The sequence below is a fragment of the Pseudomonas sp. PDM13 genome, assembly GCF_025685765.1.
GTDB classification, from domain to species: domain Bacteria; phylum Pseudomonadota; class Gammaproteobacteria; order Pseudomonadales; family Pseudomonadaceae; genus Metapseudomonas; species Metapseudomonas solani.
Genome location: NZ_JAOTQU010000028.1, coordinates 34386 through 46542, shown reverse-complemented (window position 1 = coordinate 46542; position 12157 = coordinate 34386). Strand labels below are relative to the sequence as shown.

Here is a 12157-nt window from a genome sequence, read left to right as displayed (position 1 = left end):
CGTCAGGTCATGCCGAGAGCGCCCATGAAAAAGCCCGGCACGAGCCGGGCTTTTTCATGGGGCGGTGACGACTCAGTAGTCGGCCTTGTTCTTCAGGCTGGCTTCTGCGGCCTTGGCCAGGTCCGGGGGCAGGAAGTCCTTGTCCGGGTCGTAGTCGGATTTGAGGAAGCTGGCGAGGGCTTCCAGGTCCGACGGGCTCAGGGTGCCGGCGGCCTGTTTCAGGCGCAGGTTGTCGAGGATGTAGTCGTAGCGCGCGTTGTTGTAGTCGCGCACCGAGCTGTACAGCTGGCGCTGGGCATCGAGCACGTCGACGATGTTGCGGGTACCGACCTGGTAGCCGATCTCGGTGGCTTCCAGGGCGCTCTGGTTGGAGATGATCGACTGCTTGCGGGCCTTCACCTGCTCCACGTCGGTGTTCACCGCGCGGTGGTAGTTGCGGGTGTTCTGCACCACCTGGCGACGCAGGCTTTCGCGCTGCTGCTCGGTCTGGCTCAGGCGCTGGTAGGACTCGCGCACCTGGGAGCTGGTCAGGCCGCCGCTGTAGATCGGGATGTTCAACTGCAGGCCGATGGTGCGCTGCTCGACGTCGCTGCCGTAGCGCACGGGGCTGGCGCCGCTGTTGGTGAAGCCGAGGCTGTCGTTGTCGCCTTTCTGGTACTGGGCGACGGCGTCCAGGGTCGGCGCGTGGCCGGCCTTGCGCTGGCGCAGGGTCTCTTCGGCGGCGTCGACGGCGTAGTTGCTGGCCTGCAGGTTGAGGTTCTGCTGGGCGGCGGTGTCGACCCAGGCCTTGGCGTCGTTCGGCGCGGGCACCACCACCGGCAGGGTGTGCTGGATGCCTTCGATGGAGGCGTATTCGCGGTTGGTCAGGGTGACCAGGGCCTGGAAGGCGTCATCCACGTTGCGCTCGGCGATGATGCGGTTGGCGCGGGCGGTGTCGAAGCCGGCCTGGGCCTCCAGCACGTCGGTCTTGTCGGAGAGGCCGACGTCGAAGCGCTCGTTGGCCTGGTCGAGCTGGCGTTTGAACGCCGCTTCCTCAGCCTTGGTGGACGCCAGGTTGTCCTGGGCGCGGAGCACGGCGAAGTAGCCTTCGGCGGTCTGCAGGATCAGGTTCTGCTGGGTCGCGGAGAATTCCAGGGAGGCCTGCTCGGTGCTGGCCTCGGCGGCCTGCAGCTGGAACCAGCGGTCGGCGCGGAAGATCGGCTGGCTCAGGCTGGCCTGGTAGGCGATGCCGCTGCGGGAGCTGGTGGCCGACGGCTCGTCGAGCTTGGTGCGGGTGTCGTTGGCGGTGGCGCCACCATTGATCTGCGGCAGCAGGCCGGAACGTGCCTGGGGCACGGCTTCGCGCACGGCTTCGAAGTTGGCGCGCGCGGCGGCGAGATCGGCGTTGTTGTCTACGGCGTCCTTGTAGACGGTCACGAGGTCCGTCTTGGCTGACAGCGGGGCCTCTGCTGCCCAGGCGCTACCCGCGAAAGCGGAGGCCACGGCAACAGCCAGTGAGAGTCTGCGCAGCATGATCAATCCTAGATTCAGTGAAGTCGGGCAAGGCTACGGCTGCCGTGGTACGCGGTCAAGACGGCCCCATGGCGGAGTCAGTGTAGTTTGCAACACGTTTTGTTGCTTGGTCGGAACAATGAATGAGTGACCGGCTCCAGGCGTCAGTTTCAGACGGGCTGGTCATTTATTTCTGACCTTGGGGTTGGTTTTGTTCGGGGGGCTTGTTTAGACTGGCCGCGTTCTTGTCGGGGTGCCTCGAATCGGAGGCTGAGATCGGAAAGTTCCGGATCCCGTTGAACCTGATCAGGTTAAGGCCTGCGTAGGGAACAAGATGCGCCTCCCCCGCCTTGCAGCATTCTTGGGAGGTTCCTCTCGGCACCGGTCCCGGTGCACTCTGCCTTTCAGGTTCGCTCCGACATCACCCAGGAGCTAGCCGATGACTGCAAAACAACAAGCGAACCTGAGCGAGAGCGCCCAGGTCGACCAGCAATCCATCCAGCCTTTCCCCCGTTCCCAGAAGATCTACGTGCAAGGTTCGCGCCCGGACATCCGCGTGCCGATGCGCGAGATCAGCCTGGACGTGACTCCCACTGCCTTCGGCGGCGAGATCAACGCCCCGGTGATGGTCTACGACACCTCCGGCCCCTACACCGATCCGAGCGTGACCATCGACGTGCGCAAGGGCCTGGCCGACGTCCGCTCGAAATGGATCGATGACCGTGGCGACACCGAGCTGCTCGCCGGCCTGTCTTCCAGCTTCGGCCAGGAGCGCCTGGCCAGCCCCGAGCTGACCGCCATGCGCTTCGCCCACGTGCGCAACCCGCGCCGGGCCAAGGCCGGGCGCAACGTCAGCCAGATGCACTATGCCCGCCAGGGGATCATCACCCCGGAGATGGAGTTCGTCGCCATCCGCGAGAACATGAAGCTGGCCGAGGCGCGCGCCGCCGGCCTGCTCAAGGAGCAGCACGCCGGCCACAGTTTCGGCGCCAGTATCCCTGCGGTGATCACCCCCGAGTTCGTGCGTGACGAGATCGCCCGCGGCCGCGCCATCATCCCGGCCAACATCAACCACACCGAGCTGGAGCCGATGATCATCGGCCGCAACTTCCTGGTGAAGATCAACGGCAACATCGGCAACTCGGCCCTGGGCTCCTCCATCGAGGAAGAAGTGGCCAAGCTGACCTGGGGCATTCGCTGGGGCTCGGACACGGTGATGGACCTGTCCACCGGCAAGCACATCCACGAGACCCGCGAGTGGATCATCCGCAACTCACCGGTGCCCATCGGCACCGTGCCGATCTACCAGGCGCTGGAGAAGGTCGGCGGCATCGCCGAGAACCTGACCTGGGAGCTGTTCCGCGACACGCTGATCGAGCAGGCCGAGCAGGGCGTCGACTACTTCACCATCCATGCCGGCGTGCTGCTGCGCTATGTGCCGCTGACCGCCAAGCGCGTCACCGGCATCGTGTCCCGTGGCGGCTCGATCATGGCCAAGTGGTGCCTGGCGCATCACCAGGAGAACTTCCTCTATACCCACTTCGAGGAAATCTGCGAAATCATGAAGGCCTACGACGTCAGCTTCTCGCTGGGCGACGGCCTGCGTCCGGGCTCCATCGCCGACGCCAACGACGCCGCGCAGTTCGGTGAGCTGGAGACCCTCGGCGAGCTGACCAAGATCGCCTGGAAGCACGACGTGCAGTGCATGATCGAAGGCCCCGGCCACGTGCCCATGCAGCTGATCAAGGAGAACATGGACAAGCAGTTGGAGTGCTGCGACGAGGCGCCGTTCTACACCCTCGGCCCGCTGACCACCGACATCGCTCCCGGCTACGACCACATCACCAGCGGCATCGGCGCCGCCATGATCGGCTGGTTCGGTTGCGCCATGCTCTGCTACGTCACGCCCAAGGAGCACCTGGGCCTGCCGAACAAGGATGACGTGAAGACCGGGATCATCACCTACAAGATCGCCGCCCATGCCGCCGACCTCGCCAAGGGCCACCCGGGCGCGCAGATCCGCGACAACGCCCTGAGCAAGGCGCGCTTCGAGTTCCGCTGGGAAGACCAGTTCAACCTCGGCCTCGACCCGGACACCGCCCGCGCCTTCCACGACGAAACCCTGCCGAAGGACTCGGCCAAGGTGGCGCACTTCTGCTCCATGTGCGGGCCGAAGTTCTGCTCCATGAAGATCACCCAGGAGGTGCGCGACTACGCCAAGGAGAATGGCCTCTCCGAGGAAAGCCGCGCCATCGAGGCGGGCTTCCAGGAGCAGGCGGCGCGCTTCAAGGACGAAGGCTCGGTGATCTACAAGCAGGTCTGACCGACCTCGCGGCTACAGCCAACGGGCCCGGCGCAATGCGCCGGGCCTTCTGCGTTCAACCTTCAGGGCCTTCGTCATCGTGACCACTCCCAGCTACTCGCCGACCCTGCCGGTTCCCGCCGGCCAGCGCGTATTCGGCGCGCGTGATCTGTTCTCCCTCTGGTTCTCCCTCGGCGTCGGCCTGATGGTGCTGCAGCTCGGCGCACTGCTGGCGCCGGGGCTCGGCCTGGCCGGCTCGCTGGCGGCCATCGCCTGCGGTACCGCTGTCGGCGTGTTGTTGCTGGGCGCTGCGGCGGTGATCGGCAGCGACACCGGCCTCTCCGCCATGGGCACCCTCGGTCTCGCCCTGGGCAAGCGTGGCGCGGTGCTGCCGGCGCTGCTCAACCTCCTGCAGCTGGTGGGTTGGGGCGCATTCGAAATCATCGTCATGCGCGATGCCGCCAGCCTGCTGGCCACCCGTGCCTGGGGCGAGGGCAGCGCCTTGGCCTCGCCGGCACTCTGGACCCTGTTCTTCGGGGCGTTGGCGACGTTGCTGGCGGTGACCGGCCCGCTCACCTTCGTGCGCCGCGTGCTGCGCAAGTGGGGCATCTGGCTGCTGCTGGGCGCCTGCATCTGGCTGACCTGGAACCTGTTCGACAAGGCCGACCTGGGCGCCATCTGGGCCCGTGGCGGCGACGGCTCGCTGCCCTTCGCACTGGGCTTCGACATCGCCATCGCCATGCCGCTGTCCTGGCTGCCGCTGATCGCCGACTACTCGCGCTTCGGCAAGCGCGCACGCAATGTGTTCGGTGGCACCGCCCTGGGCTTCTTCCTCGGCAACTTCTGGCTGATGAGCCTGGGCGTCGCCTACACCCTGGCTTTCGCTCCGAGCGGCGAGGTCAACGCGCTGTTGCTGGCACTGGCCGGTGCTGGCCTGGGTATCCCGCTGCTGCTGATCCTGCTGGACGAGTCGGAGAACGCCTTCGCCGACATCCATTCGGCGGCGGTTTCCAGCGGCATCCTGGTGCCGGTGAAGGTGGAACACCTGGCCCTGGCCATCGGCGCGCTGTGCACCTTGATCGCCTGGTTCGCGCCGCTGGCCGAGTACCAGAACTTCCTGCTGCTGATCGGCTCGGTGTTCGCGCCGCTGTTCGGCGTGGTGCTGGTGGACCACTTCGTGCTGCGCCGCCGCCGCGAGGAGCTGGCTCCGCGCCGGGCCCTGCGTTGGGACACGCTGACCGCCTGGGCCTGCGGGGTGACCGTCTACCACCTGCTGGCGAACTTCATGCCCGAGGTGGGCGCCACCCTGCCGGCCTTGCTGCTGGCCGGCGGGTTGCAGTTCGTGCTGGGCTCCCTCAGCCGCGGCCGGGGAAGTATTGCGGCTTCAGTATCCCGTTGAGTTGCGGGTAGGGAATGGTCAGCTCCGGGTGCCCGCCGGCGTAGGGCGCGATGCTGTAGACGTCGTACTTGAGCAGCAGCGCGCCACGGCCGAGGGCGATGTGCTCGGTGCGCTGGAAGGGCCAGGTGCTCGCGTATTCCGGATCCTGGTCCAGCTTGTTGGCAACCAGCCAGCGCTGGTGGGCCTGCTCGGCGAGCTTCCAGAACTCGGCTTCCTGGCCGGGGATGAGCATGTCGCGCAGGGTCAGCACCTTGTCCAGCGTGCGGTCGTAGTTGATCAGGCCGCGCCCGGGCATGCCGTGGGCGCCGCCGGTGGCCAGGTAGCTGGACAGTTCGATGACGGTCAATTGGTCACGTTGTTCACGCACCTTGGCTTGCAGGTAGCTGGCCCAGCCCGGCTCGGCGCGCTGCAGGAAGTCCTTCTCGTAGGACTGCAGGGAGGCCGGCAGCGGTGCGTCCGGTGCGTCGGCGGTCATGCGCAGCAGGCGCTGGGTCACCAGTTCGCTGAGCTGCGGGTGATCGGGAAAGCTGATGACGTCGATGTTCACCAGCGGGCAGCTGTCGCCCTGGCAACCGGGCTTGAGGTGCTCCCAGGCGTCGCGCTTGACGGCCAGGCCGCTGTCGCCGGGCGTCAGGGCCTGGCAGGCGCCGAGGAGGAGGGCGAAGCCGAGAAGGAGCAGTTTCTTGTGCATCGGGATTGAATTCGTCATCGGGTGGGGAGTCGTTATGGATTGCGAGCTTCGACTGCCTGGGGCGGTTCGAGTTCGCTCGCGGGGGGCCATGATCCCAGCCGCGAATCCATCTGCAAAGAGGCTGCGCAAGGCGAGTCGCCAGAGTAGGATGCGCGAAAAGCGGGACCATCAGATCGAGTGAGACGCAGATGATAGATACCTTCAAACCCGGACCGGACGCGGTCGAGATCATCAAGCGCGAAGAATGCTTCCGTGGCTTCTATCGCCTGGATCGCCTGCACCTGCGTCATCGCCAGTTCTCCGGGGAGATGGGGCCGACCCTCAGCCGCGAACTCTTCGTGCGCCACGATGCCGTGTGCGTGCTGCCCTACGACCCGCAACGCGACCAGGTGGTGCTGATCGAGCAGTTCCGCGTCGGCGCCATGCAGAAGAGCGCCAACCCCTGGATGCTGGAGCTGGTGGCCGGGCTGATCGACAAGGACGAGGAGCCGGACGAGGTGGCCCGCCGTGAGGCCGTCGAGGAAGCCGACCTGACGCTGACGTCGTTGTGGCCGATCACCGCCTATTATCCTTCTCCAGGGGGATCGGACGAATTCGTGCATCTCTACGTCGGGCGCTGCGACAGCGGCACTGCCGGTGGCGTGCACGGTCTGGCGGAAGAGGGCGAGGACATCCGCGTCCACGTGCTGTCCTTCGCCGATGCCCTGGCCGCGCTGCGCGACGGCCGGATCATCAACGCCGCCGCCATCATCGCCCTGCAATGGCTGGCACTGAACCGGGATGAAGTTCGGGGGATGTGGACGTGAATCTGCTGCGCGATCGCTACCGGGTGGACCTCGTCGGGCTGCAAGCGGCCTGCGAGGCGAACTATGCCCGGCTGATGCGATTGCTGCCGCACATGCGCGAAGCCCAGTCTTCGCGCCGCGTGGCCCTCAGCCAGGGCGAACGCCTGGTGGGTGTGCTGGCGCTGGACGTGGTCGAAGCCTGCCCCTACACCACCACGCTCAAGGTGCGCCAGGAGCTCAGCCTGCCCTGGCTGCCGTCCCCGCAGCTGGAGGTGCGCGTCTACCACGATGCGCGCATGGCCGAGGTGGTCAGCGCCGAGAATGCCCGGCGCCTGCGCAGCTTCTACCCCTACCCGAACGCCGATATGCACCAGCCCGACGAGAAGAGCCAGCTCAACCTCTTCCTCGGTGAATGGCTCAGCCATTGCCTGGCCTGTGGCCACGAACTGGAACCCGTGCTTTAGAAAATCCGCCCCCTGCCGATTTCCTGGCGCTCGCTAATGTGATCCAGTCCCGGTTCTCGGGTTTACCGTTTCACGCCTGAACCACCATAATTCACATGATTTCGCCCAAGGAGACCGCCTTGTCGAGCGCGTCCACTCTCGCCATTGATTCATCGGTGCTGCTGGTGCAGCTTTCCGATAGTCATCTATTTGCCGAAGAGGACGGACGACTCCTGGGCATGAATACCTCCGACAGCCTGCAGCGGGTGATCGAGCGGGTACTGGAAGAACAGCCACGCATCGACCTGGTGCTGGCCACCGGCGACCTGTCCCAGGACGGCAGCATCGAGTCTTACGAGCGTTTTCGCGACCTGTGCTCGGTGATTCCCGCCAACAGCCGCTGGTTCCCCGGCAACCATGATGAAGTCCAGGTGATGGAACAGGTCTGTGCCGGCACCGACCTGCTCGAGCCGATCATCGACTTCCCGGCGTGGCGCGTGGTGCTGCTGGATTCCACCATAAGCGGTGCGGTGCCCGGGCACATGCCGCCGGAACAGCTGGAGCTGCTGGAGCGCGCCGTGAGCGAGGCGCCGGACAAGCACGTGCTGATCAGCTTCCATCATCACCCGGTGCCCATCGGCTGCCGCTGGATGGACCCGATCGGCGTACGCAACCCGGACGCCCTGTTCACCGTGCTGGATCGCTTCCCCCAGGTACGTGCCGTGCTCTGGGGCCATGTGCACCAGGAGTTCGACCAGATGCGCAAGGGCGTGCGCCTGCTGGCGTCGCCCTCCACCTGCGTGCAGTTCGCGCCGGGCAGCGAGGAGTTCCAGGTCGACACCGAGGCGCCGGGCTACCGCTGGCTGCGCCTGCGGGACGACGGCGTGCTGGAAACCGGCGTATCACGGGTGACCGGTATCGACTTCGAAGTGGATTACAGCGTCAAAGGTTATTGACCTTAGCGCTGCGGCACGGCAAGAAGTACAGCTTGCCCGCCAGACTTGCCAGGATGCCGCGTGTCGACCGAACAGCCCTCCCTTCTCTATATCCACGGCTTCAATAGCTCGCCCGAGTCGCAGAAGGCGCGCCAGCTCAGCGCGCTCATGCAGCGCCTGGGCCTGGCTGAGCGGCTGCGTGTACCGGCCCTGCACCACCAGCCGCGCGAGGCCATCGCACAGCTCGAGGAGGCCCTGGCCGCGCTGGGTCGGCCGACGCTGGTAGGCAGCTCCCTGGGCGGCTACTATGCGACCCACCTGGCCGAGCGGCACGGGCTCAGGGCCATCCTGATCAACCCGGCGGTGGCCCCGCACCGGTTGTTCGATGGCCAGTTGGGACCGCAGAAGAACTATTACAGCGGCGAGACCTGGGAGCTGACGCAGGCGCATGTGGATGCCCTGGCCGAGCTCGAGGTGCCGCCCCCGCAGGACCCGGCCCGCTACCAGGTGTGGTTGCAGACGGCCGACGAAACCCTGGACTACCGCCATGCCGAGCGCTACTACCGCGCCTGCGCCCTGCGCATCGAGGCCGGTGGCGACCATGGTTTCCAGCAGTTCCCTGCCCACCTGCCGGCCTTGCTGGCGTACGCTGGTTTTCCCGCCCAGTTATGGCGTGATATCGACTTTTCCACCCTTTGACGAAGAGACCCCATGGCCCAGCAGAACGCTTACAACGCAGACGCCATCGAAGTCCTTTCCGGCCTCGACCCGGTGCGCAAGCGCCCGGGCATGTACACCGACACCAGCCGGCCCAACCACCTGGCCCAGGAAGTCATCGACAACAGCGTCGACGAAGCGCTGGCCGGGCACGCCAAGAGCGTGCAGGTGATCCTCCATGAGGACAACTCGCTGGAAGTGATCGACGACGGCCGTGGCATGCCGGTGGACATCCACCCCGAAGAAGGCGTGCCCGGTGTCGAGCTGATCCTCACCAAGCTTCACGCGGGCGGCAAGTTCTCCAACAAGAACTACCAGTTCTCCGGCGGCCTGCACGGCGTGGGCATCTCGGTGGTGAACGCCCTGTCGACCCTCGTCGAGGTGCGGGTCAAGCGCGATGGCAGCGAATACCGCATGACCTTCGCCGACGGCTTCAAGTCCAGCGACCTGGAAGTGATCGGCAGCGTCGGCAAGCGCAACACCGGCACCAGCGTGCACTTCTGGCCCGACGCCAAGTACTTCGATTCGCACAAGTTCTCCGTCAGCCGCCTCAAGCACGTGCTCAAGGCCAAGGCCGTGCTCTGCCCGGGCCTGTTGGTGAGCTTCGAGGACAAGGCCAGCGGCGAACGCATCGAGTGGCACTACGAAGACGGCCTGCGCTCCTACCTGGTGGACGCCGTCAGCGAATTCGAACGCCTGCCGGCCGAGCCGTTCTGCGGCAGCCTGGCGGGTAACAAGGAAGCGGTGGACTGGGCCCTGCTGTGGCTGCCCGAAGGCGGCGACAGCGTCCAGGAAAGCTACGTCAACCTGATCCCCACGGCCCAGGGCGGCACCCACGTCAATGGCTTGCGCCAGGGCCTGCTGGATGCCATGCGCGAGTTCTGCGAGTTCCGCAACCTGTTGCCCCGTGGCCTGAAACTGGCCCCGGAAGACGTCTGGGAGCGCATTGCCTTCGTCCTCTCGATGAAGATGCAGGACGCCCAGTTCTCCGGCCAGACCAAGGAGCGCCTGTCCTCCCGCGAGGCTGCGGCCTTCGTCGGTGGCGTGGTCAAGGATGCCTTCAGCCTGTGGCTCAACGCCCACCCGGAGCTGGGGCTGCAACTGGCCGAGCTGGCCATCAGCAACGCCGGCCGCCGTCTCAAGGCGGGCAAGAAGGTCGAGCGCAAGAAGATCACCCAGGGCCCGGCATTGCCGGGCAAGCTGGCCGATTGTGCCGGCCAGGACCCGATGCGCTCGGAGCTGTTCCTGGTGGAGGGTGACTCCGCCGGCGGCTCGGCCAAGCAGGCGCGGGACAAGGAATTCCAGGCGATCCTGCCGCTGCGCGGCAAGATCCTCAACACCTGGGAAGTGGACGGCAGCGAAGTCCTGGCCAGCCAGGAAGTGCACAACATCGCCGTGGCCATCGGGGTCGACCCGGGTGCCGAGGACATGAGCCAGCTGCGCTACGGCAAGATTTGCATCCTCGCCGACGCCGACTCCGACGGCCTGCACATCGCCACCTTGCTCTGTGCCCTGTTCGTCCAGCACTTCCGCCCGCTGGTGGATGCCGGCCACGTCTACGTCGCCATGCCGCCGCTGTACCGCATCGACCTGGGCAAGGAAATCTACTACGCCCTGGATGAAGCCGAGCGTGACGGCATTCTCGACCGCCTGGTGGCGGAGAAGAAACGCGGCAAGCCGCAGGTCACCCGATTCAAGGGGCTGGGTGAAATGAACCCGCCGCAACTGCGCGAGACCACCATGGACCCGAACACCCGGCGCCTGGTGCAGTTGACCCTGGAAGACGTCGAGGCCACCGCGGAAATCATGGACATGCTGCTGGCGAAGAAACGCGCCGGTGACCGCAAGTCCTGGCTGGAATCCAAGGGCAACCTGGCCGAGGTCCTGGTGTGAAGGCGAGTTTCCTTCTCGCCCTGCTGCTGGTCGTCTCGCCCCTCTGGGCCGCAGCGCCCATCGAGGAGCTCAAGCTCAGTGCCGAGTACCCGGTGGAGGGTGTCGCCGAAGGCAACCTCTCCGGCATCGCGCTCTGCGGCAAGGAGCTGCTGGTGGTGTCCGACCGGCTCGACGATCGCCTGTTCCACCTGACGGCGGTCGATGGCGTGATGCATGCCGAGGCCGAGCTTTTCGCCGCGCCGCCGCCGCCCGAAAGCGGTTTGCCCTGGGGCGTGCGTGCACGCACCTGGGCGATGAGCATGATGCGTGGCAACGAACTGGATTTCGAAGGCATCACCTGCGATGCCGCCGGCAATCGCTACCTGGTCAGCGAGGCCCACGCCGCCGTGCTGCAGGTGAATGCCATGGGCAGCGCCGAGTGGCTGCGCATTTCCGCAAGCCTGGTACGCCAGGCGCGCGCCAGCGGCATGTTGCTGCACTTCAACGCGCTCCTGGAAGGCATTGCCATCGACCCCAGCGGCGAGCGCCTGTGGCTGGCGGCCGAGCGTGAGCGCCGCGGCCTGATGGTGCTGCACAAGAAACCCTCCACCTGGGCATGCGCGGGCGGTTGCGTGCTGTTCAGCGAGGCCGGCGAGGATATCCCGCCGCCCGACCTGGGCCGCGCCGTACCGATGCCCAAGGACTTCTCCGACCTGGCCGTGCACAAGGGCAAGCTGTTCACCCTGGAGCGCCATGCCCACCGTATCTGCCGCCGCGACCCGGCCAAGGGCAGTGTCGAGCGCTGCTGGTCCTTCGCTGCCGAGGCGCTCACCCCGCCCCGTCGCTACGAGGCCGATTGGGGCCTGGCGGAAGGGCTGTGGGTGGACGCCGACGGTGCCTGGATCGTTCTCGACAACGGCGGCATGGCCCGCGCCGATGGCGAGCAGCGGCCCATCGTCTGGCGTTTCGCCAAGCCCGCTGGAGGCTGGGACGCGCCATGAGCGAACAAGCGCCGGGCAAGCGCGCGGGGAGGGTCATGCTGATCCTCGCCTGGGGCATCGCCATGCTCCTGGCCACGCACTTCTTCGGCCGCTGGGAAGATGGCCAGCGCAACCCCAATCAGGTGCCCGAGTCGGTACGCGGCGACGGCTTCGTGGAAGTGCGTCTGGCCAGCAGCCGCCAGGGGCACTACCTGATGAACGGGCGCATCGACGGCCAGCAGGTGACCTTCCTGCTGGATACCGGCGCCACTGCCGTGGCGGTACCCGAAGCCCTGGCCGGCGAACTGGGCCTGGAGCCCGGTGAACCCATCACCCTGAGCACCGCGAATGGCCGCAGCAGCGGTCATCGCACCCGGCTGCGCGAGCTGCAGCTGGGGGAGATCGTCCTCGCCGATGTGCCCGCGATCATCGCCCCGGGCATGGACGGCGACGAGGTGCTGCTCGGCATGAGCGCCCTCAAACAACTCGAATTCACCCAGCGCGACGGCACCCTGGTGCTGCGCCAACACCTGTCACCGTGA

11 protein-coding genes and 1 riboswitch are annotated in these 12157 nt (G+C 66.4%); of the genes, 9 read left to right on the top strand and 2 right to left on the bottom strand.

All coding sequences use genetic code 11. From position 1 onward, the window contains the following. Positions 1-72: 72 nt before the first annotated feature. Positions 73-1512, bottom strand: coding sequence for a TolC family outer membrane protein (locus OEJ36_RS24845; RefSeq protein ID WP_263403792.1), 1440 nt, complete (start codon positions 1510-1512; stop codon positions 73-75). Positions 1513-1730: 218 nt separating this feature from the next. Continuing rightward, positions 1731-1837, top strand: a riboswitch (TPP riboswitch). Between the two features lie 93 nt (positions 1838-1930). Between OEJ36_RS24845 and thiC the strand changes: the two genes are divergently transcribed. Beyond that, entirely contained in the window at positions 1931-3814 is a 1884-nt protein-coding gene (gene thiC / locus OEJ36_RS24840) for a phosphomethylpyrimidine synthase ThiC (RefSeq protein WP_263403791.1), read from the top strand. Between the two features lie 79 nt (positions 3815-3893). Next, a complete protein-coding gene (gene cytX, locus OEJ36_RS24835; RefSeq protein WP_263403790.1) occupies positions 3894-5192 on the top strand; it encodes a putative hydroxymethylpyrimidine transporter CytX in 1299 nt (432 codons plus the stop codon). Here cytX and OEJ36_RS24830 read toward each other — a convergent pair. Continuing rightward, complete coding sequence (locus OEJ36_RS24830; protein WP_411861053.1) at positions 5149-5871, bottom strand: RsiV family protein; 723 nt, start codon at positions 5869-5871, stop codon at positions 5149-5151. The genes cytX and OEJ36_RS24830 overlap by 44 nt on opposite strands. Before the next feature lie 200 nt (positions 5872-6071). Here OEJ36_RS24830 and OEJ36_RS24825 point away from each other — a divergent pair, with 200 nt between their 5' ends. From OEJ36_RS24825 to OEJ36_RS24795, 7 genes are all read left to right on the top strand, one after another. Then, complete coding sequence (locus tag OEJ36_RS24825; protein ID WP_263403788.1) at positions 6072-6689, top strand: NUDIX domain-containing protein; 618 nt, start codon at positions 6072-6074, stop codon at positions 6687-6689. After that, complete coding sequence (locus tag OEJ36_RS24820) at positions 6680-7132, top strand: DUF1249 domain-containing protein (protein ID WP_021219768.1); 453 nt, start codon at positions 6680-6682, stop codon at positions 7130-7132. Before OEJ36_RS24825 ends, OEJ36_RS24820 begins: the two co-directional genes overlap by 10 nt. Before the next feature lie 95 nt (positions 7133-7227). After that, positions 7228-8067, top strand: coding sequence for a 3',5'-cyclic-AMP phosphodiesterase (gene cpdA, locus OEJ36_RS24815; RefSeq protein WP_184490550.1), 840 nt, complete (start codon positions 7228-7230; stop codon positions 8065-8067). Positions 8068-8112: 45 nt separating this feature from the next. Beyond that, positions 8113-8745, top strand: a complete 633-nt coding sequence (locus OEJ36_RS24810) for a YqiA/YcfP family alpha/beta fold hydrolase (RefSeq protein WP_263403787.1) — start codon at positions 8113-8115, stop codon at positions 8743-8745. A 12-nt stretch (positions 8746-8757) separates the two neighbouring features. Next, positions 8758-10656 carry a DNA topoisomerase IV subunit B gene (gene parE / locus OEJ36_RS24805; RefSeq protein WP_263403786.1) on the top strand — a complete coding sequence of 633 codons (1899 nt, stop codon included), beginning with the start codon at positions 8758-8760 and terminating at the stop codon, positions 10654-10656. Then, the gene (locus tag OEJ36_RS24800; protein ID WP_263403785.1) at positions 10653-11636 is read left to right on the top strand and encodes an esterase-like activity of phytase family protein; all 984 of its coding nucleotides are present in this window, start codon (positions 10653-10655) and stop codon (positions 11634-11636) included. Before parE ends, OEJ36_RS24800 begins: the two co-directional genes overlap by 4 nt. Beyond that, positions 11633-12157 carry a TIGR02281 family clan AA aspartic protease gene (locus OEJ36_RS24795; RefSeq protein WP_263403784.1) on the top strand — a complete coding sequence of 175 codons (525 nt, stop codon included), beginning with the start codon at positions 11633-11635 and terminating at the stop codon, positions 12155-12157. The genes OEJ36_RS24800 and OEJ36_RS24795 overlap by 4 nt, the downstream gene beginning before the upstream one ends.